Source organism: Planomonospora corallina, assembly GCF_042650625.1.
GTDB classification, from domain to species: Bacteria; Actinomycetota; Actinomycetes; order Streptosporangiales; family Streptosporangiaceae; genus Planomonospora_B; species Planomonospora_B corallina.
This window is the reverse complement of the sequence record NZ_JBHSBM010000017.1, coordinates 76310-100881: the sequence shown is the minus strand read 5'-3', so window position 1 is coordinate 100881 and position 24572 is coordinate 76310. Positions and strand designations below refer to the sequence as shown.

General features: G+C 73.9%; 23 protein-coding genes. 11 read left to right on the top strand and 12 right to left on the bottom strand.

The annotated features are described in order from the left end of the window. Window positions 1–35 precede the first annotated feature (35 nt). The 4 genes from infB to rimP form a co-directional block, all read right to left on the bottom strand. Window positions 36–3146, bottom strand: a complete 3111-nt coding sequence (infB, locus tag ACFOWE_RS13640; RefSeq protein WP_377287661.1) for a translation initiation factor IF-2 — start codon at window positions 3144–3146, stop codon at window positions 36–38. A gap of 142 nt (window positions 3147–3288) precedes the next feature. After that, window positions 3289–3591 carry a YlxR family protein gene (locus tag ACFOWE_RS13635; RefSeq protein ID WP_377287660.1) on the bottom strand — a complete coding sequence of 101 codons (303 nt, stop codon included), beginning with the start codon at window positions 3589–3591 and terminating at the stop codon, window positions 3289–3291. Beyond that, on the bottom strand, window positions 3575–4567 hold the full coding sequence (nusA, locus tag ACFOWE_RS13630) for a transcription termination factor NusA (RefSeq protein ID WP_377289106.1): 993 nt from the start codon (window positions 4565–4567) through the stop codon (window positions 3575–3577). Before nusA ends, ACFOWE_RS13635 begins: the two co-directional genes overlap by 17 nt. 23 nt (window positions 4568–4590) lie before the next feature. After that, on the bottom strand, window positions 4591–5100 hold the full coding sequence (rimP, locus tag ACFOWE_RS13625) for a ribosome maturation factor RimP (RefSeq protein WP_377287659.1): 510 nt from the start codon (window positions 5098–5100) through the stop codon (window positions 4591–4593). Between the two features lie 187 nt (window positions 5101–5287). Between rimP and ACFOWE_RS13620 the strand changes: the two genes are divergently transcribed. From ACFOWE_RS13620 to ACFOWE_RS13605, 4 genes are all read left to right on the top strand, one after another. Then, entirely contained in the window at window positions 5288–5773 is a 486-nt protein-coding gene (locus tag ACFOWE_RS13620; protein ID WP_377287658.1) for a hypothetical protein, read from the top strand. Then, window positions 5770–6339 carry a ferritin-like domain-containing protein gene (locus ACFOWE_RS13615; protein WP_377287657.1) on the top strand — a complete coding sequence of 190 codons (570 nt, stop codon included), beginning with the start codon at window positions 5770–5772 and terminating at the stop codon, window positions 6337–6339. Before ACFOWE_RS13620 ends, ACFOWE_RS13615 begins: the two co-directional genes overlap by 4 nt. A 93-nt stretch (window positions 6340–6432) precedes the next feature. Further along, window positions 6433–6627, top strand: a complete 195-nt coding sequence (locus ACFOWE_RS13610) for a DUF4236 domain-containing protein (protein ID WP_377287656.1) — start codon at window positions 6433–6435, stop codon at window positions 6625–6627. 145 nt (window positions 6628–6772) lie between these two features. Further along, complete coding sequence (locus ACFOWE_RS13605) at window positions 6773–6976, top strand: DUF4236 domain-containing protein (RefSeq protein ID WP_377287655.1); 204 nt, start codon at window positions 6773–6775, stop codon at window positions 6974–6976. A 141-nt stretch (window positions 6977–7117) separates the two neighbouring features. Here ACFOWE_RS13605 and ACFOWE_RS13600 read toward each other — a convergent pair whose 3' ends face one another. Together ACFOWE_RS13600 and ACFOWE_RS13595 are read right to left on the bottom strand one after the other, a co-directional pair. Further along, the gene (locus ACFOWE_RS13600) at window positions 7118–8860 is read right to left on the bottom strand and encodes a proline--tRNA ligase (RefSeq protein WP_377287654.1); all 1743 of its coding nucleotides are present in this window, start codon (window positions 8858–8860) and stop codon (window positions 7118–7120) included. Between the two features lie 176 nt (window positions 8861–9036). Continuing rightward, on the bottom strand, window positions 9037–9645 hold the full coding sequence (locus ACFOWE_RS13595) for a hypothetical protein (protein ID WP_377287653.1): 609 nt from the start codon (window positions 9643–9645) through the stop codon (window positions 9037–9039). 118 nt (window positions 9646–9763) lie between these two features. Between ACFOWE_RS13595 and ACFOWE_RS13590 the strand changes: the two genes are divergently transcribed. Next, on the top strand, window positions 9764–10792 hold the full coding sequence (locus tag ACFOWE_RS13590) for an acyl-CoA dehydrogenase family protein (RefSeq protein WP_377287652.1): 1029 nt from the start codon (window positions 9764–9766) through the stop codon (window positions 10790–10792). Window positions 10793–10888: 96 nt separating this feature from the next. Here ACFOWE_RS13590 and ACFOWE_RS13585 read toward each other — a convergent pair whose 3' ends face one another. Continuing rightward, on the bottom strand, window positions 10889–11338 hold the full coding sequence (locus ACFOWE_RS13585; RefSeq protein ID WP_377287651.1) for a hypothetical protein: 450 nt from the start codon (window positions 11336–11338) through the stop codon (window positions 10889–10891). A 199-nt stretch (window positions 11339–11537) separates the two neighbouring features. Between ACFOWE_RS13585 and ACFOWE_RS13580 the strand changes: the two genes are divergently transcribed. Next, window positions 11538–12893 (top strand): FAD-dependent oxidoreductase, encoded by a 1356-nt coding sequence (locus tag ACFOWE_RS13580; protein WP_377287650.1) that lies wholly within the window; start codon window positions 11538–11540, stop codon window positions 12891–12893. Window positions 12894–13122: 229 nt separating this feature from the next. Next, on the top strand, window positions 13123–14712 hold the full coding sequence (locus ACFOWE_RS13575) for a GGDEF domain-containing protein (RefSeq protein ID WP_377287649.1): 1590 nt from the start codon (window positions 13123–13125) through the stop codon (window positions 14710–14712). Window positions 14713–14929: 217 nt separating this feature from the next. On the opposite strand, the gene ACFOWE_RS13570 is transcribed toward ACFOWE_RS13575, so the two are convergent. Then, window positions 14930–15826, bottom strand: coding sequence for a quinone oxidoreductase family protein (locus ACFOWE_RS13570; RefSeq protein WP_377287648.1), 897 nt, complete (start codon window positions 15824–15826; stop codon window positions 14930–14932). Window positions 15827–16081: 255 nt separating this feature from the next. On the opposite strand from ACFOWE_RS13570, the gene ACFOWE_RS13565 reads away from it, so the two are divergent. Next, window positions 16082–17266 (top strand): DUF6986 family protein, encoded by a 1185-nt coding sequence (locus ACFOWE_RS13565; protein ID WP_377287647.1) that lies wholly within the window; start codon window positions 16082–16084, stop codon window positions 17264–17266. A 129-nt stretch (window positions 17267–17395) separates the two neighbouring features. Here the strand turns inward: ACFOWE_RS13565 and ACFOWE_RS13560 are convergent, their stop codons facing one another. The 3 genes from ACFOWE_RS13560 to ACFOWE_RS13550 form a co-directional block, all read right to left on the bottom strand. After that, window positions 17396–18070 carry a copper homeostasis protein CutC gene (locus ACFOWE_RS13560; RefSeq protein WP_377287646.1) on the bottom strand — a complete coding sequence of 225 codons (675 nt, stop codon included), beginning with the start codon at window positions 18068–18070 and terminating at the stop codon, window positions 17396–17398. A gap of 43 nt (window positions 18071–18113) precedes the next feature. Further along, the gene (locus ACFOWE_RS13555) at window positions 18114–18896 is read right to left on the bottom strand and encodes a GNAT family N-acetyltransferase (protein WP_377287645.1); all 783 of its coding nucleotides are present in this window, start codon (window positions 18894–18896) and stop codon (window positions 18114–18116) included. A gap of 212 nt (window positions 18897–19108) precedes the next feature. After that, on the bottom strand, window positions 19109–19855 hold the full coding sequence (locus tag ACFOWE_RS13550) for a GntR family transcriptional regulator (RefSeq protein ID WP_377287644.1): 747 nt from the start codon (window positions 19853–19855) through the stop codon (window positions 19109–19111). A 562-nt stretch (window positions 19856–20417) separates the two neighbouring features. Here ACFOWE_RS13550 and ACFOWE_RS13545 point away from each other — a divergent pair. Further along, window positions 20418–21566 (top strand): acyl-CoA dehydrogenase family protein, encoded by a 1149-nt coding sequence (locus ACFOWE_RS13545; RefSeq protein WP_377287643.1) that lies wholly within the window; start codon window positions 20418–20420, stop codon window positions 21564–21566. 10 nt (window positions 21567–21576) lie between these two features. Continuing rightward, window positions 21577–21783: a hypothetical protein gene (locus ACFOWE_RS13540; RefSeq protein WP_377287642.1), complete on the top strand. Its 207-nt coding sequence runs from the start codon at window positions 21577–21579 to the stop codon at window positions 21781–21783. Here the strand turns inward: ACFOWE_RS13540 and ACFOWE_RS13535 are convergent. Then, complete coding sequence (locus ACFOWE_RS13535) at window positions 21762–22733, bottom strand: glycoside hydrolase family 16 protein (protein WP_377287641.1); 972 nt, start codon at window positions 22731–22733, stop codon at window positions 21762–21764. The two genes, ACFOWE_RS13540 and ACFOWE_RS13535, sit on opposite strands and share 22 nt — an antisense overlap. 522 nt (window positions 22734–23255) lie before the next feature. Here ACFOWE_RS13535 and ACFOWE_RS13530 point away from each other — a divergent pair. Continuing rightward, the gene (locus ACFOWE_RS13530) at window positions 23256–24554 is read left to right on the top strand and encodes a DUF2252 domain-containing protein (protein ID WP_377287640.1); all 1299 of its coding nucleotides are present in this window, start codon (window positions 23256–23258) and stop codon (window positions 24552–24554) included. The last annotated feature ends 18 nt before the right edge of the window (window positions 24555–24572 follow it).

Sequence of the window (24572 nt, the reverse complement as noted above, 5' to 3'; positions counted from 1 at the left end):
CGGTGTGCGCCGGCGCGGGGCGGAGGGGCAGGGCGTCAGACGCGCGGCTTCTCCCGCATCTCGTACGTCTCGATGACGTCGTCGAGCTTGATGTCGTTGTAGCCGACACCGATACCGCACTCGAAGCCCTCGCGGACCTCGGTCGCGTCGTCCTTGAACCGGCGCAGCGACGAGACCGTGAGGTTCTCGGAGATCACCACACCGGCGCGGATGAGGCGCGCCTTGCTGTTGCGGACGATCGTCCCGGAGCGGACGATCGCACCGGCGATGTTGCCGATCTTCGGCACCTTGAAGACCTCGCGGACTTCGGCGGTGCCCATCTGGACCTCTTCGAACTCCGGCTTGAGCATGCCCTTGAGGGCCGCCTCGATCTCCTCGATCGCCTGGTAGATGACCGAGTAGTAGCGGATGTCGACGCCCTCGCGCTCGGCCAGGTCGCGCGCCCGGACCTCGGGACGCACGTTGAAACCGATGATGACGGCGTTGTCGTCGGCCATGGCCAGGTTGACGTCGTACTCGGTGATGGCGCCGACCGCGCGGTGGAGCACCCGCAGGCGCACCTCCTCGCCGACGTCGATCTTGAGCAGGGCGTCCTCGAGGGCCTCGACCGAACCGGAGACGTCACCCTTGATGATGAGCTTGAGCTCGTCGACCTGGCCCTTCTCCATCTCGCTGAAGAGCTCTTCGAGGGTGCGGCGCCGGCCGGACTTGGCCATGTCCGCGATGCGCTTGCGCGCCGCGCGCTGCTGGGCGATCTGACGCGCCATCCGGTCGTCGCCGACCACGATGAAGTTGTCACCGGCGCCGGGCACCGCGGTCAGACCGAGGACCAGCACCGGACGCGACGGGTCGGCCTCGTCGATCGACTCGCCGTTGTCGTCCAGCATCGCCCGGACGCGGCCGAAGGCCTCGCCACAGACGATCGAGTCGCCGACGCGGAGCGTGCCGCGCTGGACCAGCACGGTCGCGACCGGGCCGCGGCCCTTGTCGAGGTGGGCCTCGATGGCGACGCCCTGGGCGTCCATCGTCGGGTTCGCCCGCAGGTCGAGCTCGGCGTCCGCGGTGAGCAGCACGGCCTCGAGCAGGCTCTCGATGCCGATGCCGTTCTTGGCGGAGATGTCGACGAACAGCGTGCTGCCGCCGTACTCCTCGGCCACCAGACCGTACTCGGTGAGCTGGGCCCGCACCTTGTTCGGGTCCGCGCCCTCCTTGTCGATCTTGTTGACCGCGACCACGACCGGGACGTCGGCCGCCTGGGCGTGGTTCAGCGCCTCGATGGTCTGCGGCTTCACACCGTCGTCGGCCGCCACCACCAGGATGGCGATGTCGGTCACCTTGGCACCGCGGGCACGCATGGCGGTGAACGCCTCGTGACCCGGGGTGTCGATGAAGGTGATCCGGCGCTCCTCGCCCTCGTGCTCGGCGGCGATCTGGTACGCGCCGATGTGCTGGGTGATGCCGCCGGCCTCCCGCGCCACCACGTTGGTCTTGCGGATGGCGTCGAGCAGGCGGGTCTTACCGTGGTCGACGTGACCCATGACGGTCACCACCGGCGGGCGCGCGACCAGGTCGGCCTCGTCGCCCTCGTCCTCGCCGAACTCGATGTCGAAGGACTCGAGAAGCTCGCGGTCCTCCTCCTCCGGGCTGACGATGAGCAGGTTGTAGTCCAGCTCGGCGGCGAGCAGCTGCAGGGTGTCCTCGTTGACCGACTGCGTCGCGGTCACCATCTCGCCGAGGTGCAGCATGATCTGCACGAGCGAGGCGGGGTTCGCACCGATCTTGTCAGCGAAGTCCGACAGAGAGGCCCCGCGGGACAGGCGGATGGTCTGGCCGCCGCCGCGAGGAGCCTGCACGCCGCCGATCGCCGGCGCCTGCATGTTGTCGAACTCCTGGCGCCTCTGGCGCTTGGACTTGCGACCGCGGGCCGGGCGTCCGCCCGGACGGCCGAAGGCACCCGCGGTGCCGCCGCCGCGGCCACGTCCGCCGCCACCGGGACGACCGGCGAAGCCGCCGCCACCACCGGGGGCACCGGCCGCGGTGCCCGGACGGCCACCGCCGCCACCGCCGGGACGACCGGCGAAGCCACCGGGACGGCCACCGCCGCCGCCGGGACGACCGGCACCGCCGCCGGGACGGCCCGCGCCGCCGCCGGGACGACCGGCACCGCCGCCGGGACCCGCCGGACGGCCCTGGGGCATCATCATCGGGTTGGGACGCGGCCCACCGGGACGCGGACCGGCCACGCCGGCGCCGCCGCCCGGACGCGGACCGCCCGCACCCGCGCCGCCGCCCGGACGCGGACCACCCGCGCCGGGCCCCGGACGGGGACCGGCCGCACCGGGCGGACCGGGACGGGCGCCCTGCGGACGCGGCGCCGCGCCGTCGCGCGGACCGCGGTCCTCGCGGGGACCCCCGGGGCGCGGACCGCGCTCACCGGGACCGCCGGGACGCGGCGGACGGGGCTGGCCCATGCCGCTGGCGGTCGAGGAGAACGGGTTGTTGCCCGGACGCGGGCCGCGCGGGCCCGGACGCGGACCCGGCTTGGGAGCGCCCCCGCCGGGAGCACCGGCGGCCGGACGCGGGCCCGAAGGGGCACCGGGACCGGCGGGACGCGCCTGCGGGCCGGCGGCCTCGGGACGCGGCGCCGGGCGCGGGCCCGGACGCGGACCCGGCTTGGGGCCGGGACCGGCGGGACGCGCCTGCGGGCCGGCGGCCTCGGGACGCGGCGCCTCGAAACGCGGCGGCTGGACCGGCGACGGCTGCTGCTGCACCGGCGGCTGCTGCTGGATCTGGGGCTGCGGCGCCTGCGGCGCGGGGGCCGCGGGGCGCGGGGCGGGACCCGGACGCGGACCCGGCTTGGGGGCCGGACCCGGCTTGGGAACCGCGCTGGGCGCCGGAGCGCCGCCGGCTCGGCCCTCGGCCGGCCGGGGTGCCGCCTGGGGCGGCTTGGGCGCCCTGCCTGCGCCCTTGTCGGACGAACCCTTGGCGGGTACGCCCAAAGCTTCCGTGAGCCTGCGGACCACCGGTGCCTCGATGGTCGAGGACGCCGAACGCACGAACTCGCCCATCTCCTGGAGCTTGGCCATGACGACCTTGCTCTCCACACCGAACTCCTTGGCGAGCTCGTATACCCGGACCTTCGCCACTGCACTCCCTTACTCGGCCCGGGAGGCTGTGCCGCCGGACCGTCGTTACGTAGACGTACTCATCGCCGCATGCTCATCAGGCGCTCATAGCTATCTGACCAGCCCATCAACTCGGCGTCCTACATGACAGTTGGCAACCATTTCACCCGATCCTTTCAGCCTGCAGCTCTTCCACGTGGCTGCGCACGAGCGACAGGTCGAGCGGGCCCGCGACGCGGAAAGCGCGCGGAAACGCCCGCCGACGCTCGGCGAGCTCGAGGCATCTCGGGGTGGGATGCAGTGAAGCACCACGCCCCGGGAGCCGTCGTCGCAGGTCGGGGACGACAACGCCCTCGACCGCCACCAGGCGGAGCAGCTCGGAGGAAACCGTGCGAACCCGGCAACCCACACATGTTCTCAGTGGGATCGCCTGGCCACCATATTCCAGCTTACCGTGTGGACGCATCTGCGGAACCGGCCGCACCCTCCACATGGGTGTCCGGCCGGATGTCGATGCGCCATCCGGTGAGCCGGTTGGCCAGCCGGGCGTTCTGCCCCTCCTTGCCGATGGCGAGGGAGAGCTGGTAGTCCGGCACGGTCACCCGCGCGGCCCGGCCGGCGGCGTCGATCACCTCGACATGGGAAACACGCGCGGGCGAGAGGGCATTCCCCACGAACTCCGCCGGGTCCTCCGACCAGTCGATGATGTCGATCTTCTCGCCGTGCAGCTCGGTCATCACGTTGCGCACCCGCGAGCCCATCGGGCCGATGCAGGCGCCCTTGGCGTTGACCCCGGGCTTGCGGGCACGAACCGCGATCTTGGTCCGGTGCCCGGCCTCGCGGGCGATCGCGGCGATCTCGACCGTGCCGTCGGCGATCTCCGGGACCTCCAGCGCGAAGAGCTTCTTCACCAGGCCGGGGTGGGTGCGCGAGAGCATCACCGACGGCCCCTTGTGGCCCTTCTTGACCTGGACCACGTAGCAGCGGATGCGCTCGCCGTGGGTGTACTCCTCGCCGGGCACCTGCTCGTTGTGCGGGAGCACGGCCTCGATCCTGCCCAGGTCCACCAGGACGGCCCGCGGGTCCTTGCCCTGCTGGATGATCCCGGAGACGAGCTCGCCCTCACGGCTGGCGAACTCACCGAAGTTGATCTCGTCCTCGGCGTCCCGGAGCTGCTGCAGGATGACCTGCTTGGCCGTGCTCGCGGCCACCCGGCTGAAGTTGCCCGGGGTGTCGTCGTACTCCCGGAGCACCTCCCCGCCCTCGCCGATCTCCGCGGCGTAGATGGTCACGTGCCCGGTGTCCCGGTCGAGCTCGGCGCGGGCCTTGGCGGCCGCGCCCTCGGTCTTGAAGTACGCGATCAGCAGCGCGTCCTCGATCGCCTTGACGACCAGGTCGAAGGAGATGTCCTTCTCTCGCTCCAGGCCGCGCAGGACGCTCATGTCGATGTCCACGAGGCTCCCCCTTAGCCCTCGTCGCCGTCTTCGCCGTCGTCGTCGACGTCGTCGCTCTCATCGAGCCGGCGGAATTCCACCTGCACCCGGCCCCGGGTCAGGTCCTCATAGTCGAAACGGCGCGCGGCGCCCTCGACGTCCAGCTCCACGCCGGTCTCGTCGGTGGCGACGATCCGGCCCTCCACGCAGGCGCCGTCCCGCAGGTCGGCCTTGACCAGCCGCCCCCTCGCCCGGCGCCAGTGGCGCGGCTCGGTGAGCGGGCGGTCGACCCCGGGAGAGGAGACCTCCAGCACGTAGGGGGCGGAGCCCATCACGTCACCGGCGTCCAGCGCGGCGGAGACCGCGTGACTCACCTCGGCCACGCCGTCCAGGCTCACCCCGCCGTCACGGTCGACGACGACGCGCAGCAGCCGGCGCTTGCCCGCCGGTGTGACCGTGACGTCCTCCAGGTCGTAGCCCTCCGCCTCGACGACGGGGGCCAGGAGCTTCACCAGGCGGTCGCGGGATGTGACGCTGCCCATGTCGACCTCCTATTGTCACGATCTCTCAGGGCGGACCTCGCCCATGTGGTTCACCAGCCTATCCACACCGGGGCGCGGAAAGAGCGTCACGCGGTGTGGCGGGACCGCCCGCCGCACGCGGTGACCGCCGTTCCGAGCCCGTACGATGCTAGAGCGTCAGCACCCCACCCGAGACCGGAGGTCGTCCGTGCGTTCCCTGACCCGGCGCGCCCTGTTGCGGAGCGGTGCCCTCACCGCGGCCGCCGCGGCGGCCGCGGGGTGCGCGGCCGAGGAGCCGGAGCCCGCCGCGCAGGAGCCGCCGGATCCGGAGACCGTGCTGCTCAGGCAGCTGATCGCGGACAAGGAGCAGATCGTCGCGATGTACGCGTCGCTGTCCTCGCGCAAGCTCGTCCCCTTCCGGGAGCGGCACGAGGCCCACCTCGCCGAGCTGCGCCGGCGCCTGCCCGCGGTCTCCCCTCCGCCCGGACCGTCCTCTCCGGCCGCCCCGTCCTCCGCGGCCACTCCGGCGCCGGGCGCCAGGGCCAGTCTCAAGAGCCTGCGCGAGCTGGAGCGCAGGGCCGCGGCGGCCCGGCCCGGGCAGACGGCGGGGGCCTCCCCCGCGCTCGCCCAGCTGATCGCGTCCATCGGCGCGTGCGAGGCCGCTCACGCGGTCGCCCTGCCGAGGTCGCTGTGACGGCCGCTGCGAGGACCACGGGGACGACCACCGCGGCGACCACCGTGCCGACCGCCGACCGGGCGCTCGGCACGGTCCTGGCGGCCGAGCACGCGGCCGTCTACGCCTACGGGGTCATCGCCGCGCGCACCACGGGGAGGCTGCGGACCACCGCGACGGCCGCGTTCAACGCCCACCGCGGCCGCAGGGACCGGCTCCGCGCCCTGATCACCGAGCGCGGCGGCACCCCGGCGGAGCCGGAGGCGGCCTACGAGCTTCCGGTCACCCCGTCCGGCGCCGCCCAGGCCGTGGAGCTGGCGGTGCTGGTCGAGGAGGGCGTGACCACCGCCTATCTGGAGCTGGCCGCCGCCGACGACGCCGGGCTGCGCGAGCTGGCCGCGCTCGCCATGCAGGAATGCGTCAAGCGCGCGTACGGCCTGCGCCCCCGGATCGAGGCCTTCCCCGGCATGCCGGAGGGCTCCGGGGCGGTTGCGCCGCCCTCGCCGTCCGGGACCGCCACCCCGGAGAAGAGGCCGGAGGAGCCGGAGAGGGACGGCGCGGACCCGGAGACGGCCCCCGGCTCCTGACCTCCCCTGGAACACCCAGGGTCCGTTTTGCCGATGTTTGACCCGGCCCTGGCGGGTAGCTGGATCCTCCGGACCCACCGAGAGGAGGACACGATGGGCTGGGGATACAGGAAGTCGATGAGGTTCGGGCCGTTCCGCCTCAACCTGTCCCGGAGCGGGGTCGGCCACAGCTGGGGCAACCGCGCCTTCCGGGTGACCAGGACCGCCGACGGCCGCCGCACGCTGACCGTCAACCTGCCCGGCGGCTTCCACTGGCGCAAGACGCTCGGCGGGACCTCCCGCCGCTGATCCGGAACCCTCCGGGGGCGCCCGTCGTTCTCATTGCACACGCGTCCGCCCGCGGGCATGCGAGCGAGCGGAGCGAGCCGATGGGCACAGCAGCCCGGCGGAGGCCGCCGACGGAGAGGCGGCATCCGCCCTGGAGGGGAGAACGATGGGCTGGAACTACCACAAGTCGATCAAACTGGGTCCGCTCCGCTTCAACCTGTCCCGGCACGGGATCGGGCAGAGCCTCGGCGGCCGCCGCTTCCACGTCACCAGGACGCCGGACGGCCGCACGTACGTGAGCGTGAGCCTCCCGGGTGGATTCCACCTCGGCAAGACCGTCGGCGGGCGCCCGCGCCGTCACCGCTATTAGGCCTGTCAGGCGGCCGCCGGGCGGGTGTTCCGCCGCCGCCACCAGGCGGCCGCCGGGCAGGCAGGAAGGCGCCGGGCGCACCGGAGAGGGCGGCGCCCACCGGGGAGCCCGGCGGGCGCCGCCCTCGCGTCCACCGCGGGATCAGGCCCGGCAGGCCGCCTCGACGCGGTCGGCGGCCTCGGCGACCGGGATCTCCTCCTTGGCGCCGGTGACCCGGTCGCGCAGCTCGGCGACGCCCTGGGCCAGGCCGCGGCCGACGACCAGGATGGTCGGCATGCCGAGCAGCTCGGCGTCCTTGAACTTCACGCCCGGCGAGACCCCCGCGCGGTCGTCGAGCAGGACGCGCAGGCCGCGGTCCCTGAGCTCCTCGGCGATCCGGGTCGCCACCTCGATCTGGTTCTCCTTGCCGGTGCCCACGATGTGCACGTCGGCGGGGGCCACCTCACGCGGCCAGACGAGCCCGAGCTCGTCGTGGCGCTGCTCGGCGAGCACCGCCACCGCGCGGGAGACGCCGATGCCGTACGAGCCCATGGTGATGCGGATCGGCTTGCCGTCGGGGCCGAGGGCGTCGAGCTTGGCGGCGTCGGCGTACTTGCGGCCGAGCTGGAAGATGTGGCCGATCTCGATGCCGCGGTCGATGGACAGGGCCGAGCCGCAGGTCGGGCAGGCGTCCCCGGCGCGGACCTCGGCGGCCTCGATGGTGCCGTCGGGGACGAAGTCCCGGCCGCAGACCACGCCGGCGGCGTGCCTGTTCGGCTCGTTGGCCCCGGTGACCCAGGCGCTGCCGGGGACCACGCGGGGGTCGACGAGATAGCGGACGCCGAGGTCCTTGAGAACCTGCGGACCGATGTAGCCGCGGACCAGGCCGGGGTGCCTGGCGAAGTCCTCGGCCTCGAAGATGGCGGGCTCACCGGGGGCGAAGGACGCCTCCAGGCGCTTGAAGTCGACCTCGCGGTCGCCGGGGACGCCGACGACCAGGACCTCGGCCTTGTCGGAGCCGGGGGTGGTCACCTTGACCACGACGTTCTTGAGCGTGTCGGCGGCGGTGACCTCCATGCCGTGCTGCTCGTTGAGGCAGTGGACCAGCGACTCGATGGTCGGGGTGTTGGGGGTGTCCAGCACCCGCAGGGCCGGCTGCTCGCCGGTGACGGCGGGCGGGGCGGGGGTGGTGACCGCCTCTGCGTTGGCCGCGTAGCCGCAGCTGCGGCAGGCGACGAAGGTGTCCTCGCCGGTCTCGGCCGGGGCGAGGAACTCCTCCGAGGCCGAGCCGCCCATCGCGCCGGAGGTGGCGAAGCAGATCTTGTAGGTGATGCCGAGCCGGTCGAAGGTCCGGATGTAGGTCTCGCGGTGCTGCTCGTAGGAGCGCTTGAGGCCGTCGTCGTCGAGGTCGAAGGAGTAAGAGTCCTTCATGACGAACTCGCGCCCGCGCAGGATGCCGGCCCGGGGGCGGGCCTCGTCGCGGTACTTCGTCTGGATCTGGTAGAGCGTCACCGGGTAGTCCTTGTAGGAGGAGTACTCCCCCTTGACCATGTCGGTGAACATCTCCTCGTGGGTGGGGCCGAGCAGATAGTCGGCGCCCTTGCGGTCCTTGAGGCGGAAGAGGGTGTCGCCGTACTCCGTCCACCGTCCGGTGGCCTCGTAGTACTCCCGGGGCAGCAGGGCGGGGAAGAGCACCTCCTGGCCGCCCATCCGGTCCATCTCCTCGCGGATGATCCGGGTGACGTTCTCCAGGACCAGCTTGCCGAGCGGCAGCCAGGAGTAGACGCCGGGCGCGACCCGGCGGACGTAACCGGCGCGGACGAGCAGCTTGTGGCTCGGGACCTCCGCGTCTGCCGGGTCGTCCCTCAGCGTTCGAAGAAACAGCGACGACATGCGCAGCAGCACGGTCACTCCTAGCTCGCAGGGAATGGATGCCCTACAGGTTATCGACCCGGGCGGGGCGGGCGCTCGCCCATATGCGGCGCCGGCCCCGGCCTGCTGCGCCCGCGCTCCTCGCGCGCCCGCGGCCCTGCCTCACCCGCGCTCCTCACCCGCCGCCGTCCCTGCTGTGCCCGCGCTCCTCACGCGCTCGCGGCGATCACGACGTGCGCGGCGCCGAGGGCGACGGCCACCAGGGCGGCTCTGACCGCCCCGGTTCCCCGGCGCAGGGCGAGCACCGCGGCGAGCACCGCGACGGCCGCGACCAGGACGCTCCAGGAGCCGGAGCGCGCCGCCTCGGCCACCTCGACCAGCAGGACCCCGGCCGGCAGCCCCGCGGCGAGGTCGCCCGGCAGTCCTTCCCGCCCGGCGAGGTGGGCCAGCAGGGCGGCCACCGCGACGGCCAGGAGGGTGATGCCGGGCACCATGGCGTCGCCGCCGAGATAGAAGGAGGGGCGTCCGGCCGGGAAGAACGTCGCGGCCAGCATCGCGACGACCGGTCCGAGCGCGGCCAGCGTGCCGCCCAGGGCGGCCCAGCCGAACCCTGCGGCGCTGTGTCCCACGACGACGGCGAACAGCAGATAGGCGTAGGGGTCGAAGGCCGCCGAGAGCGGCTCCGGGCCGTGGGCGAGCACCTCGCCGAGGGCGCCCAGCAGCAGGCCTCCCGCCAGCGAGAGCACCATGTGGCGCATGATCGCCCGTTCCCGGCGGTCCCAGGCGAGGAAGTCGAGCGCATCGTCTTGTCCAACCAAAGCCGCATATCCCCCGATACACACCTTAATGTGGCTATGCAGAGCATATATGACCTGCAAGAACGCGCAAAAACGGTCAAGCCCTACCAAGCAAACGGTCGCTTGTTATGCTGCGCCTGTGCGCCTCGACGACACCGCCCCCGCCGGACCCGCCTCCGCCGACGACTCGCCCGGCCTGAGCCTCACCGAGGAGCATGCCTACCTGCGGGACACCGTCCGCTCCTTCCTCGCCGGGCATCCCGGCTCCGCCTGGAGCCGGTTCGCCGGGGAGCTGGGCCTGGCGGGCCTGGCCGTCCCGGAGGAGTACGGCGGGGCCGGGTGCGGCACGGCCGAGCTGGCGGTGGTCTCCGAGGAGATCGGCCGTGCGCTCTCCCCCCACCCCTACTTGGCCACCGCCGTGCTCGCGGTGGAGGCGCTGCGCGCCGGAGGCGACACGGAGGCCATGGCCCGGCTGCTGCCCTCCATCGCCGACGGCTCCCGCACCGCGACCGTCCTGCTGCCCGGGGACGCCGAGCTGACCCTGAGCCGCGGACGGCTCACCGGCGCCGCCCCCTGCGCGCTGGACGGCGAGGTGGTCCTGGCCTTCGTCGGCGACGAGCTGGTCGAGGCCGCGCCCTCGGCCCGCACGCCGCTGACGACGCTCGACGGGACCCGCCCGCTCACCGCGTTCTCCTTCGACGCCGTCCCGGTCCGGCCCGCCGGCGACGGCGCGGCACGCGACCGGGTCCGCGACGTGGGCGTCGCCTGCCTGGCCGCCGAGCAGGTGGGCGGGGCCTCCGCCTGCCTGGAGACGGCCCTGTCGCACGCCCTGCGGCGCCACCAGTTCGGCCGCCCCATCGGGTCCTTCCAGGCCGTCAAGCACAAACTCGCCGACCTGCTCCTGCGGGTGGAGTCGGCCCGCTCGGCCGCGCTGGCCGCCGCCCGCGCCCTGCCCGCCGAGCTCCCGGTCGCCGCCGCGGTCGCCGGCTCCTACTGCGGCGAGGCCTATCTGGCCGCCGCGGGGGAGAACATCCAGATCCACGGCGGCACCGGGATCACCTGGGAGCACTCCGCCCACCGCTACTTCAAGCGGGCCACCTCCGACGCGCAGCTCTTCGGACCGCCGCACACCCACCGCGCCCGTCTCGCCGCGGCCGCCGGGCTCTGAGCGCCCGGCCCCGCCCTCCTTGCCCTTCCTTGCTCTCCCCTGCCCTTCTCTGCCCTTCCCCGCCGACGCCCTCGTCCGGCGCGCGGGCCGTACGGCTCAGCCGCCGAGCAGCTGCTCCCAGGGCCGGGGAGAGGGGCCGCGGCGGGTGGTGTCGAGGGCCTCGGCCAGGCGCCAGGGGCTCAGCCGGGTGCGGGGACGCCGGCCGAGCGGGTCGACGGCGCGCAGGAGGAAACTCACGCCGATCACCTCGACGACGGCCGAGCACGGCGTGCCCTGTCCGACCGGACCGGCCAGGACGCCGGGGCCGCCGGCCCGTTCGGCCAGGACCTGGGCCACCTCGGTGGCGTAGGGCCCCTCCCGCCACTCGATGTGCCAGCTGTGGTCCGCCCCTCGCCACCAGGTCAGGTCACGGCACGATTCCAGCAGCTCCGCGTCGCCGCCGAGCGCGGCCATCACCCGGCCGAAGGCCTCGAAGCGGCGCGCGCCCGCCCGCTGGATCTCCTCGAGCGCGCTCGCGCAGCTCTCCCCCCCGACCGGTCCCCTCATGCGTCGCAAGCGTGCCAGCCCCCGCCGGCCGGCCGTCCTCTCTTTGCCGCTTCTTCGCCTCCTCCTCACCTGAATTCGCCCGAGCCCCGCGCCACGGAACGGGCACCGCCGCAAGACCCTTCACACGGGTGGTCCCCGGAGTAGGTTGGAGGTGCGCCCGGCCGGTGCGCGGCCACCGGCACGAACCCTGGGAGGCGATGTGTCACTGCGAGTCGCGATCGTCGGATCGGGCCCCGCCGGGATCTACACCGCCGAGGCCCTGACCAGGCAGGCCGGCGGCCCCGTCGAGATCGACGTGCTGGAGCGGCTGCCCACGCCCTACGGGCTGGTCCGCTACGGGGTGGCCCCCGACCACACCTCGATCAAATCGATCGCGGACTACCTGCGGCGGGTGCTGGAGCTGCCGGGCGTGCGCTTTCTGGGAGGCGTCGAGTTCGGCCGCGACGTCAGCCGCGACGACCTGCTGGCCTGCTACGACGCGGTGGTCTACTGCACGGGCGCGATGGTGGACCGCAGGCTCGGCGTCCCCGGCGAGGAGCTGCCCGGCAGCGTCGCCGCCACCGACTTCGTGAACTGGTACTGCGGTCATCCGGACGTACCCGCCGACCGCTTCGTCCTCGACAGCCCCGAGGTCGCGGTGATCGGCGTGGGCAACGTGGCGGTGGACGTGGTGCGCATCCTGGCCAGGACCGCCGAGGAGCTGCGCGGCACCGACGTGCCCGAGGAGGTCCTCACCCGGCTGGCCGCCAGCAGGGTCAGGGTCGTGCACATGATCGGCCGCCGGGGACCCGAGCACGCCAAGTTCACGCTGAAGGAGCTGCGCGAACTCGGAGAGCTGGCCGGCGTGGACGTGTGCGTGCGGCCGGAGGAGGCGGCCGCCGAGGTGGAGGGCCTGCCGCGGCAGATCCGGGGGAACGTCGAGGTGCTGCAGGGCTGGGCCGCCCGCACCCCCACGGGCCGTCCCCGCCGGCTGGACGTGCGCTTCTGGCTGCGGCCGGTGGAGATCGTCGGCCGTGACCGGGTGGAGGCCCTCCGGCTGGAGCGGACCCGCCTGGCCGACGGCCGCGTCGTCGGCACCGGGGAGTTCGAGACCCTGCCCGTCGGCATGGTCCTGCGCTCGGTCGGCTACCGGAGCGTCCCGCTGCCCGGCGTGCCGTTCTCCGAGACCACCATGACCGTGCCCAACGAGGCCGGCCGGGTGCGCGACCGCGAGTACGTGGCGGGCTGGATCAAGCGCGGCCCCACCGGAGTGATCGGCACGAACAAGTCCGACGCCGCCGAGACCGTCCGGACCCTCCTGGCCGATCTCGCCGGCCGCGCTCCGGCGCGCCGCACGGACCCGGACGCCCTCCTCGCCGGGCGCGGGATCACCCCGGTGACCTACTCCGGATGGCTGTCCATCGAGGCCGCCGAGACGGCGCTGGCCCGGACCCTCGGCCGCGGTCAGCGGGTGAAGCTCCCCGGTCTCTCCGCCATGCTCGCGGCCCTGCGGGAGCGGGCGGACCGGGCCGCGCCGGCGACGGACGCCCCGGGGGACCCCGCCGCCGCCCGGTAAAGAAATGATCTACCGGTGGCCGGGGGAAAAGACTACAGAGCCGTCTCCCGCCGCCGATGAAGGGCGCGTGAACGGACCGTTGATGGACCCTGCCGCGCGACCGGCGTCACGGCTTCCCGCCGCCCAGGACACGGCGGAGCCGGGTCACGCCGAGCGGGCCGCTCCGCCGGACGCGCCCCCCGTGCCCGAGGATCCCCCGAGGCCGGCCGGGACCCTCACGGCCGGGGAGATGGCCGCCGAACTCCAGTCGATGGAGATCAAGATCGGCCACGACCTCGAGACGGCGTTCGACCGCGCGGTGGCGCTGGAGCAGGCCGCCGAGGCCCTCGGCGACACCGTGCTGGCGCTGCGCGCGAAGCTGGTCCAGGTCGACGTGCAGACGCGCTGGGGCGAACTGAGCTCGGTCATCCCCGTGATGTGGCAGGCCAACCAGTGGGCGGCCGAGAACGACTGCCGGCCTCTGCTGGCCCGCAGCCACCTGCTGATGGCCCGGGCCTACCGGGACCTGGGCGACCCGGCGTCCTCGCTGGAGCACACGGTGCGCTCCATGGAGGCACTCGACGAGCACACGCCTCCCCGCGTCCGGCTGACCCACCTGATGAGGCTCGCGGACGCGCTCGGCGAGACCGGTTCCGTGGACGCCGCCCGGGAGCGCTACCGGCAGGCCGAGCGCCTGGCCGCCACGATCGACGTGGAGCGGCACGTCACGACCATCAACAACCTCGCCTACGCCGAGTACGAGGCCGGACGCCACGACCTCGCCTGGGAGGCCGTCGAGCGCATGCTGGCGATCGGCACGGCCCACGGCCACGAGTTCGACGTGCTCATCCTGGACACCGTCGCCCGCGTCCAGATCGCCCTCGGCCACCACGACGAGGCCGTGATGACCGCGCAGACGGCCCTCCAGATGAACGACGACCAGGGGCTGCAGCAGGCGGCCGCGCTCCCGGAGCTCCTGCTCACCCTCGCCATCGCCCAGCGGCATCTGGGCACCCTGCCGCAGGCGCAGGAGAGCCTGGAGCGCGCCCGGCTGATCTGCGAGGAGCACGGCTTCGTCAGGATCCTCGTCCAGGTCCTGCAGGAGCAGGCCGAGCTGCACGCCGCCACCGGCGACCACCGCCGGGCGTTCGAGACGTACAAGGCCTACCACGCCGCCGAGCGGGAGCTGGTCTCCCGGCAGCAGGAGGCCCGGGCCCGCACCCGGCAGGCCATGTTCGAGGCCGCCGAGGCCCGCCGGGAGGCCGAGCTCTTCCGCGAGCAGGCCCGCCGCGACCCGCTCACCGGGCTGCGCAACCGCCGCTACGTCGACGAGCACCTGCCCGAGCTGCTCTCCACCGCCGCGGTGACGGGCAGCACGGTGACGGTCGCGCTCGTCGACCTCGACCACTTCAAACGAATCAACGACACCTGCTCCCACGACGTCGGCGACCAGGTCCTGGTCGCCGTCGCAAAGATGCTCGACGCCGTCCCGGACCCGACCTGCACCGGCCTGGGCTTCGCCGCGCGGATGGGCGGCGAGGAGTTCCTGATCGTCCTGGACGGGATGAGCCCGGCCGCGGCCGTGGCCCGGCTGGAGGACCTGCGCGCCTCCATCGCCGCCCGCTCCTGGGCGCCGCTCACCGGGGAACTGCCGGTCACCGTGAGCATCGGCGTCACCGCCTCCCACCCGCACAGCACCCAGGGCGAGCTCATCGCGCTGGCCGACGCGAACCTCTACACCGCCAAGAACAAGGGCCGCAACCGCGTCTGCGCCACCTCCGTCACGCCCTTTCCCGAGCGGCGCCGCTACCGCGACGCTCCCCGGCCCGGTGCGGGCTGAGGGCAGTCCCCAGACGGCCCTTCCGCATGACGGCCCTTCCGCATGACGGCCCTTCCGCATGACGGCCCTTCCGCATGACGGCCCTTCCGCATGACGGCCCTTCCGCATGACGGCCCGCGATCCGGCCCGACCCGGTGCCGGACGTCGTCGGCCGGCCCGCCGCGCCGCGCCATGGGCGACCGCCCGGCCGCACCGGCCGTGCCGTTCATCGGACAGGCTAGGGGCTCAGGACCACCTTGCCGAAGACCGCGCCCGACTCGAGGCGCTCGTGCGCGAGCGAGGCCTGGGCGAGGGGGACGGTCTCGCCGGCGACGCCCCGTAGGACCCCGCGGGCGGCGAGGTCGAAGACGGTCTTCAGCCCCGATCGACGCCCCGCGGCGTCGACCGAGCTGAGACTGAACATGAGCAGCGACGGGGAGCGCGGGAAGAGCCCCAGAAGGCCGGCGGCGAAGTCCGGGGCGGGCAGTCCGCCGGCCGCGCCGCACAGGACGTAGCGGCCGCCGGCCCGCAGCCGTCCGAGATGGCGGCCGAGGTCGGGACCGGCCACGGGGTCGACGATGACGTCGTATGCGGCGTCCTCGCCGTCCCGGGTGGAGAACCCGAGTCCGCCCAGGCGCCCGGCATGCGCCGCCGACCGGGTGCTCGCGGTCACCGCCGCCCCCAGGTGCGCCGCCACCTGGGCGGCCATCAATCCCACGCCGCCGCTGGCGCCGCGGACCAGAACGCTCTCTCCGGGGGCCACGCCGGCCCGTTCGCAGAGCAGCAGCGCCGTCAGCGCGTTCACGCCGAGTGCCACGGCCTGCGCCGGGGAGACCTCCGGCGGCAGCTCCACGACGTCGTCGGCCACCGCCAGCTCGGCGTAGCCGCCTCCGTCGAGCAGGGCGTAGACCCGCTCGCCGGTCCCCCTGACGACGCCCGCCACCTCCAGCCCGGGGACGAATCCCGGGGCCGGGAAGCCGGGGTCCTGCCCGCGGCGGGACATCACATCGACGTATCCGACGCCTGCGGCCTCGACCTCGACCAGCGTCTGTCCCGGCCCGGGAACGGGATCGGGGAGGTCGACGAGGCGCAGGACGCCCCCGTCCCCGAACGAATGCACAGTGATCGCCTTCATGCCCCTCACCGTAGGGATCAGCGGAGGTGCGGGACGATGCTCGAGAAGACCCGATCCATACGAGATCGTGCGGGCCGCACGGCGTGGATCCCTCCGGCGGCGTGATCGGCGGTACGAGGGCCGGACGGATCGTGCGGCAGGGGACGGATGGCGAGGTGAGCCCCGGCCCCGGGCGCGGCCGGACGGGACCCCGAGCGGATCCGGGGCTCAGGACACTAGGGTTCGGGTCAACCTCCCGGCGGCAAGGAGCACCACATGCGCGTCACGCTCTCCGACCCCCTCGCTCTGATCCCCGGCTTCGAGCGGGCCCACCGGGAGCAGTCCGCGCTCTGGCCCGCGGCGGAGCCCCGGTGGCAGCCGGTGCACACCGTCTACGTCCCGGCCGACCGCTTCGGCGCCGGAACGGTCGCGGAGTGGGGGCGGACGGCGCTGGAGCTGCTCGACCGGCACCTTCCCGGACCCGGGCGGCTCGCCGAGGTCTTCGGCGTGCCGGAGGAGACGGCCGCGGAGCTGCGCCCCCGGATCGCCGCGAAACTGGCGGCCGAGCCGGTGGAGGACCTGCGGGTGGACTTCGAGGACGGGTACGGCGTCCGCCCCGGCGAGGAGGACGGCGACACCGTCCGGGCCGCCGCCGCGGTCGCCGCCCTGCACGCGGCGGGAGCGCTGCCCCGCCGGTGGGGACTGCGGGTGAAGTCGTTCGCCGACGGCGACCCCGGCCGGAGCGTGCGGACCCTGGACGGCTTCCTGACCGGGATCATGGAACAGGCCGGACGGCTGCCGGAGGGGTTCGTCGTCACCTTCCCCAAGGTCCTCGTGGAGGACCACCTCCACCGGTTCGCCGACTGCCTGGGCGCCCTCGAGGAGGGACTGGGCCTGGCCTCGGGCACGCTCCGCTTCGAGTTGCAGGTCGAGGCCGCCCCGACCCTGTGGTTCCTCCGCCCCGGGCTGGCCGTCTCGCTCGGCGGCAGGCTCGCCGCCGCGCACTTCGGGGTCTTCGACTACACCGCGAACTGCGCGCTGCCCCCGCACGAGCAGCGGCTGGACCATCCGGCCTGCGACCACGCCCGGCACGTCATGCAGACGGCGTTCGCCGGGACCGGCGTGGAGCTGTCGGACGGCTCCCTGGCCGCCTCCCCCGCCTCCGGCGAGGACCGCGACGTGCACGCCCTGTGGGCGCACCACGCCCGCCTGGTCCGGCACTCCCTGCGGCGCGGCTTCTACCAGGGCTGGGACATGCATCCCTCGCACCTGGTCAGCCGCTACGCCGCGGTCTACGACTTCCACCTGCGCCACCGCGCCGAGTACGCCCGCCGGGTCCGGGCCTGGCAGGAGCAGCGCGGGCCGGAGGGCGGCGTGATGGACGAGCCCGCGACCGTCAAGACGATGAGCGCCGCGCTGCGCCGCGCGGAACTGGCCCTGGAGCGGCCCCCGGGCCGCTGACCCCGGGCCGTCTCCTCCCTGCGGCCGCTTCCCCGCGGGCCGCCCCGGGACCGGAGGACCGGGGGCAGGGCCGGAGCGGCCCGGACAGGACCGTTTCCGGCGGACGCGGCCGGGGTCCCGCCGGGTCCGTCAGCCGATCAGCTCCCGCCACCTGCGGACCAGGTAGGCGTCGACCGGATCCGACCACGACGGCCGCACCGCGCTGCCCACGTGGAAGGCGCGCACGCCGTACTCCAGCAGGGGCGGGACGTGGCCGGGCCGCAGCCCGCCGCCCGCCAGGATGATCGGGCCGTCCCCCGCCTCGCAGCGGGTCCGCAGGACGGCCAGGCCGTCCCGCACCCCGGTGGGCGCCCCCGCGGTGAGCACGGTGGCGAGGTTGGGCAGCAGCCGGACGGCCCGCCAGCCCGCCTGGAGGTCGGCGGCGTGGTCCACCGCCCGGTGGAAGGTCCAGGGCAGCGGAGCCACCGCGTGGATCAGCGCCTCGGTGGCCGCCAGGTCGACCTTGCCGGCGGAGTCGAGGAAGCCGAACACGAACCCCGCCGCCCCGGCCTCGGCGAGAGCCTTGGCGTCACGCCGCAGGCCCTCCAGCCCCTCGGGCGAGGCCAGGAAGGTGGCCTCGCCGCGGAGCATCACCATCTGGGGCAGCCTGCACTCCGCGGCGATCGCCGCGACCGTCTCCACCGCCGGTGTGAGCCCGCCGGCCGCCATGTCCGCGACGACCTCCAGACGGTCGGCGCCACCCTCTTCGGCGGCGACGGCGTCGCGCACGTCGAGCGCGATCACCTCGAGCAGTGATCCGGTCATGAAGTGAGGCTATCGGATGAGTTTGTCCGGGGATCGCCGTGGTTCAGGGGTACTCCGTCAGCAGCGGCGGACGGCTCCCGCCGGCCGGGCGGGCTCCGGCCCGGGCGGGCTCCGGGATGGGCGCCGGGATGGGCTCTGGGATGGACGCCGTGGCGCCGCGCAGGCCGCCGGGCCGCTGGAAGAGCGCGCCCGAGGCGCGGTGCGGCAGGTCGACCGTGCGCAGGTGGGCGAAGCGCAGGCGCCGGTAGTACTCCTGCAGCCGCCGGTTGTCCTTGGCGCAGTCGAGCCGGAGCCACCGGCGGCCCGCCGCGACCACGCGCAGGCCCGCCCAGTCGAGCAGCGCCTCGCCCAGCCCGCGACCTGCGTGGCCGCGCGCCACCGCCAGCTTGTGGACGTAGAGCGCCGAGCCGGGGGCGTCCTGCGCGGTCCAGAACTCCGGATCGGCCTCGCCGTCCAGCGCCACGGTGGCGATCGGCCCGGCCGGGCCGTCCAGCAGGTACATGTCCCCTCGATCGACCAGCGGGGCGATGCGCTCGGCCGGGAACCCGCCGGCGGGCCACTGCCGTACGCCCTGGCGGTTCAGCCAGGCGGCGGTCTCCGCCAGGAGTGCGAGCACGCCCGGCAGGTCCGCGGCGACCGCCCGGCGCAGCGTGAGTCTGCGCCCGCCGGCGGCGGGAAGGACGGCCGGGAGGCTCTCGGCCCGGGGGGCCGTCCCGGGAGCGGGTACGGCGGGAGCGGGAAGCAGGGGGACGGAGGGGGACGGGGTCGCGGAGGCGACAGCGGGGGACGGGGTCGCGGAGGCGACGGTGACGGTGACGGAGTGCATGGTTCATCCCTTCGTTGCGCTTGGTGTGCGGAGTGACACGGAGCGTGTTCGTCTGATGACGTACGGTGTCCGTGACGGACCTGGGAGCCCCGCGCTAGGGCCCCGAGGCGAGCAGGGGGAGGCGGCCGCGACCGCGAGGGCGGGCGGAGCCCGGTGGCCGCCCTCCGGCACGGTCGGGCGGAGGCCGGCCCATCAGGGCGGCCACGGGGAGGTCAACGGCTTTCCAGCTCGTATCTGATCAGGTGCTTGTCGGCGGGGAGCACCGACACCGCGACCCGCACGGGGACGTCCTCGGCGTCGTAGCCGACCCGGACGTAGACGACGACCGGGGTGCCCGACTCCAGCTGGAGCCGCTCGGTCTCCGTGCTGGTGGGCATCCGCGCCCAGATGTCGTCCACCACTCTGACCTGGGCGTGGCCGAGTTCCTCCAGCACGCGGTTGGCCCCCCGCTGGATGTCGCCGGGACGGGCGACCTCGGAGCCGGAGACCAGCCAGAGGGGGAAGTAGGAGTCGTTGGTGTTGTACGGCTGCGCGTCCACGAAGCGCAGCCGCCGCCGGACCACGGCGAGGCCGTCGTCGGGCAGCTCCAGCCTGCTCGCGATCTCCTCGGGCGGGTGCACGATCGACACCTCGATCTCCTGGCCGGGCTCGCGCCCTTCCTGGGAGACCGCCCACGCGAAGGCCTCCCTGGTCTCACCGGGCTGCGGCCGGAGCTCGCGCTGCGGGTGGATCAGCAGGGGCCGGCGCTCCCTGACCACGGTGCCCCGGCGGGGCGTGCGGGTGACCAGCCCCTCGTTGACCAGCTCGCCGAGGGCCAGCCGCACGGTGTTGCGGCTCACCCCGTGGGTGAGCATCAGCTCCGCCTCGGTCGGCAACTGGTCCCCGGGCTTGAGCGCACCGGAGTAGATGGTCCTCCTCAGTTCGGAGGCCACCTGCTGGTACAGCGTCGACCGTGCCATTTATGTCCCCTTTGTGCCAACAAAACTAGACGATTTAGTTCTGATGGGGAACAGCCCCTTGACCTAGGGTCCCAGGACTTGCATTATCCAATCGTTGGTACAAATCCATTGAAAAGTCTTCAACCTCGTACCGACCTCCCGTGCGGCCGACGGTGTGAGGACCCCATCCCTCGCCGGGGTCCTCGCACCACCGCGACGGGAAGGAGCGCGTCCTGGCGGGTCCCCCACGCCCGCCAGGGCGCGTCTTCCCCTCATCGCGCCGGGCTCGCCCGGCCACCCGCGGTCCTGCTCCCCCTCGGGACCCCGCCCCCGGTCCCGCCCGGATCCGCTCCGTCCGGCCCCCACCCGCCCACGGCCCGTCCACAGCCTGTCCGGGCCTCTCCGCCGTCCGGGACGGGCCCGGCGCCCTTCTTCCGCCCCGCGCTCCCGGAGACCGGGACCGCGTTTGACGCCCTCCGCCGCACCCTCCTAGCTTGCCGGGCAGTCGCCCGGTGACGGGGAGAGCAGGAGAGCCGGCCCGCCGCCCCGGAAGGGCGGGCCGGACGGAGGAGGCGGGACGACCATGACGGGCTTCCGTGAGGAGATCCGGGCCTGGCTGCGGGAGCAGCTGGAAGGCGAGTTCGCCCACGCCCGGGGACTGGGCGGGCCGGGCCGCGAGCACGAGGGCCACGAGGTGCGCCTGGCCTGGGAGCGGCGGCTCGGCGAGGCCGGGTGGACCTGCCTGGGCTGGCCCGAGGAGCACGGCGGGCGGGACGCGTCCCTGGCCGAGCAGGTGATCTTCCACGAGGAGTACGCGCGGGCGGACGCCCCGGCCCGGGTCGGCCACATCGGCGAGGGCCTCATCGGGCCCACGATCCTGGAGTTCGGCACCGGGGAGCAGAAGCGGCGCTTCCTCGAGCCGATCCGGCGCGGCCACGAGCTGTGGTGCCAGGGCTACTCCGAGCCCGAGGCCGGCTCCGACCTGGCGGGCGTGCGCACCCGGGCCCGGCTGGAGGGCGGCGAGTGGGTCGTCACCGGGCAGAAGACCTGGACCTCCCTCGCCCACGTCGCCGACTGGTGCTTCGTCCTCGCCCGCACCGAACCCGGCTCACAGCGGCACGCGGGCCTGTCGTACCTGCTGGTCCCGCTGGACCAGCCCGGGGTCGAGATCCGCCCCATCGTCCAGCTGACCGGGACGAGCGAGTTCAACGAGGTCTTCTTCGACGGGGCCCGCACGGCCGCCGGGAACATCCTGGGCGCCCCCGGCGAGGGCTGGCGGGTCGCGATGGCCACCCTCGGCTACGAGCGCGGCGCCTCCACCCTCGGCCAGCAGATCGGCTTCCAGCGGGAGTTCGAGCAGGTCGCGGCCGCCGCCAGGCGCACCGGCGCGGCCTCGGACCCGATCCTGCGCGACCGCCTGCTCCAGGCGTGGCTGGAGCTGCGGATCATGCGCCTGAACGCGCTACGCACGATGACCTCCCTGTCCGCGGGAGAGCCGGGGCCTGAGGTGTCGATCGCCAAGCTCTACTGGTCGGAGTGGCACCGGCGGCTGGGCGAGCTGGCGCAGGCCGTGCAGGGACGGGCCGGGCTGGTCGCCGACGGCGGGCCGTACGAGCTGAACGACCTGCAGCGGCTCTATCTGTTCAGCCGCGCGGACACCATCTACGCCGGGTCCAGTGAGATCCAGCGCAACATCATCGCCGAGCGCACCCTGGGCCTGCCCCGGGGGTGACGCTCCCCCGGTGAAGGCGCTGGAGGCGCTGGAGGCGCTGGAGGCGCTGAAGGCGGAGGCGCTCCCCGGAGCGGCCTCCGGGGACACCGGGGACACCGGGGACACCGGGGGCGCCGGGGGCGCCGGGGGCGCCGGGGGCACGGCCGAGCCGGGGAAGGGCGGGCCCGCGCGCGGCCGTGCCCGGCCGGGGCGCTCTCACCGGCTCATCCGCACGTAGTCCACAGTCAGGGCGCTGCGCAGGTCCCGGGCCGGGCGGCCCGCCTGCGAGCCCACGGCGACGTTGAGGATCAACCGGGCGGGCGTCCCGGCGGGCACCCGGTAGGGCAGGGAGCGCACGAACCGGCCGTCGACGTAGAACCGGGCCCGGCCCGACCGCCCCGTGCTCCAGGTCACCTTGTACACGTGCCAGCGGGTGGCGTCGACGTCGTAGACACCGCCGGCGCTGGAGCGGTCCGTGTGCACGTGGTACTCGGGGTTCCACCGCGAGCCGTTGAGGCCGTTCTCCATCAGGTCGATCTCGCCGTAGTGCCGCCGCCCGCCCCGGGGCTCGGCGAGCAGCCAGATCGCCGGCCACGCGCCGCGCCGCCAGCCGGAGACCTTCGCCCGCACCTCCACGGTCCCGCTCTTCGGCGCGTGGGCCGAAACGAGCCGCGCCGAGGTGTACCTGCGCCGCACCCCGTGATCGCCGGTGAAGGACTCGCGCCGGGCGGTGATCACGAGGTGGCCGTCGCCGTTCAGCCGTGCGTTGCGCCCGTCCGCGGTGTAGCACTGCCGTTCGGCCCGGTGCCCCCACAGGCACCCGGTGAGCTGCGTCCACCGCGAGGGTGCCGGAGGGCTGCCCTCGGAGCCGGAGAACTCGTCGCGGAAAACGTACTCCCGGGTGTCGCGGTCCCGGGTGTCGCGGTCCCGGGTGTCGCGGTCCCGGGTGTCGCGGTCCCGGGTGTCACGGTCCCGGGTGTCGCGGTCCCGGGTGTCACGGTCCTCCGCCTCCGGGTCGGCCCTGCCCGCCGCGCCGCCCGCCGCGAACGGGCCGTACGCGGAACCCGCGCCGCCCGTCCCCCGGCCCCCCTCCGGGACCGCCGCGGCCGCACCGCGGGCGAGCACGGCGCCCTCCAGGCACAGCGCCGCCACGGCCACCGCCGCCACGGCCAGGCTTCCGACTCCCACCGCTGGATTCCCCTTTCCCGGACGGAACCGTCTCCCACGGGATCCGGGGGCCGTGCGAGGCGCCGGCACCCGGAGAGAGGATCATCACTCATTGTGATCGGCTAGAAACATACCGCGAGAATGCCCCGGCATCGAGCAGGCGGCGGGGGCACGCAGGAGTCCTTCCGCATCCCCGCGGAGTGCGGATCCCGGCGGATCGTTATCTTCCATTGACATACATCGCCCGGTACACGATGCTGAGAGCGCTCTCCCACTGGATGTCCTTGCCCGTCTCAGGAGGATCGCCGTTGTGAGAGCGCTCTAAAGATGTCCGCCGCACGCCGTCCCGGCCCGGCCGCACGCCGTTCCCGACCCGGCACGCGACCGGACCGGGCGCCGGGGCGCGCGGCCGCCGCACGGCCGGCGGGCCGGGAGGAAGAGAAGGCCTCCCGGCCCACCGGTCCCCTCTCCGTCACCGGCGCGTCTCCCGGATGCGATCTCCCGCTCTGGCCGGAGCCACCGCGGGGACGTACCGTGCGCACCATGACCACCCAGCAACGCTCCGCCCACGTCCTCGACGTCCTCACCACCGAGTTCGGCGACGCGATCCGGCGGGACCCGGCCGCCTTCCGGCGCAAGTTCCGGAAGATGGCCGCCTCGCCCTTCGCCTTCTACCGGGGCAGCGCCTGCCTGTTCTACGCGGACATGACCGGCGCCTTCGCCGACGAGGCGTTCCTGGACGCCCGGACGAGCCGGGTGTGGATCCACGGCGACCTGCACGCCGAGAACTTCGGCACCTACATGAACGCCTCTGGCGTGCTGGTCTTCAACGTCAACGACTTCGACGAGGCCTACGTCGGGCCCTACACCTGGGACCTCAAACGGTTCGCGGCCAGCGTCGCCCTCATCGGCTACGCCAAGGCGCTCTCCGACGAGACGATCTCCGAGCTGGTCACCGGGTTCGCCCGCGCCTACCTCGCCGAGCTGAACGGCATCGCCCGCGGCGGCGACGAGGCGATCGGCTCGCTGACGCTGGCGACCACCACCGGGGTGCTCCACCGGGTGCTGCAGATCGCCAGGCTCAACACGCGGGTGGCCCTGCTCGACCGGGAGACGACGGTCGAGAACTACGACCGCCGCTTCGCCGCCATGGAGGGACGCTTCCCGGTCGGCGAGGAGACCCGGGAGGCGGTCGAGGCCGCCTTCCTCGACTACCTGACCACGCTCCCGGCCGTCTCCGAGGTCGAGCACCAGATCAAGGACGTCACGCTCCGCACGGGCGTCGGCATCGGCTCGGCCGGGCTTCCCTCCTACAACCTCCTGCTGGAGGGCCACACCGAGGCCCTGGAGAACGACGTCATCCTCTACATGAAGCAGGCGCAGGTCCCGGCGGTGGCCCGGCACATCGCCGACGAGCGGGTGCACGGCTACTTCGAGCACCAGGGGCACCGCACCGCCGAGTCGCAGCGGGCCCTGCAGGCCTACGCCGACCCGTGGCTCGGCTACACCACCCTGGGCGGCGCCGGCCAGCTGGTCGCCGAGGTCTCGCCGTACGCGGCGGACCTCGACTGGGGCGAGGTCAACGAGCCCGAGGAGTTCGCCTCGGTCATCGGCGACCTGGGGCGGGCCGTGGCGCGCATGCACTCGGTGGCCGACGACGAGTCCAGCCACGACCTGGTCGACTTCTCCACCGAGGAGGCGATCGTGGCCGTGATCGGCGGAGACGGGGACGGCTTCACCGAGATGCTCGTGCGCTTCGCCCACGCCTACGGCGCCCGGGCCAGGACCGACCACCAGCTCTTCGTCGACCTGTTCCGCAACGGCCGGCTCCCCGGCCTCTGACCGGCCTCTGACGGGCGC

Coding starts and splice junctions, on each gene's coding strand:
- ACFOWE_RS13555 (WP_377287645.1), bottom strand. CDS start 18,896: ATGCACTCCGTCACCGTCACCGTCGCCTCCGCGACCCCGTCCCCCGCT.
- ACFOWE_RS13585 (WP_377287651.1), bottom strand. CDS start 11,338: ATGAGGGGACCGGTCGGGGGGGAGAGCTGCGCGAGCGCGCTCGAGGAG.
- ACFOWE_RS13530 (WP_377287640.1), top strand. CDS start 23,256: ATGACCACCCAGCAACGCTCCGCCCACGTCCTCGACGTCCTCACCACC.
- ACFOWE_RS13570 (WP_377287648.1), bottom strand. CDS start 15,826: ATGAAGGCGATCACTGTGCATTCGTTCGGGGACGGGGGCGTCCTGCGC.
- ACFOWE_RS13565 (WP_377287647.1), top strand. CDS start 16,082: ATGCGCGTCACGCTCTCCGACCCCCTCGCTCTGATCCCCGGCTTCGAG.
- ACFOWE_RS13610 (WP_377287656.1), top strand. CDS start 6,433: ATGGGCTGGGGATACAGGAAGTCGATGAGGTTCGGGCCGTTCCGCCTC.
- ACFOWE_RS13545 (WP_377287643.1), top strand. CDS start 20,418: ATGACGGGCTTCCGTGAGGAGATCCGGGCCTGGCTGCGGGAGCAGCTG.
- ACFOWE_RS13550 (WP_377287644.1), bottom strand. CDS start 19,855: ATGGCACGGTCGACGCTGTACCAGCAGGTGGCCTCCGAACTGAGGAGG.
- ACFOWE_RS13560 (WP_377287646.1), bottom strand. CDS start 18,070: ATGACCGGATCACTGCTCGAGGTGATCGCGCTCGACGTGCGCGACGCC.
- ACFOWE_RS13575 (WP_377287649.1), top strand. CDS start 13,123: ATGGCCGCCGAACTCCAGTCGATGGAGATCAAGATCGGCCACGACCTC.
- rimP (WP_377287659.1), bottom strand. CDS start 5,100: ATGGGCAGCGTCACATCCCGCGACCGCCTGGTGAAGCTCCTGGCCCCC.
- nusA (WP_377289106.1), bottom strand. CDS start 4,567: ATGAGCGTCCTGCGCGGCCTGGAGCGAGAGAAGGACATCTCCTTCGAC.
- ACFOWE_RS13605 (WP_377287655.1), top strand. CDS start 6,773: ATGGGCTGGAACTACCACAAGTCGATCAAACTGGGTCCGCTCCGCTTC.
- ACFOWE_RS13635 (WP_377287660.1), bottom strand. CDS start 3,591: ATGCGTCCACACGGTAAGCTGGAATATGGTGGCCAGGCGATCCCACTG.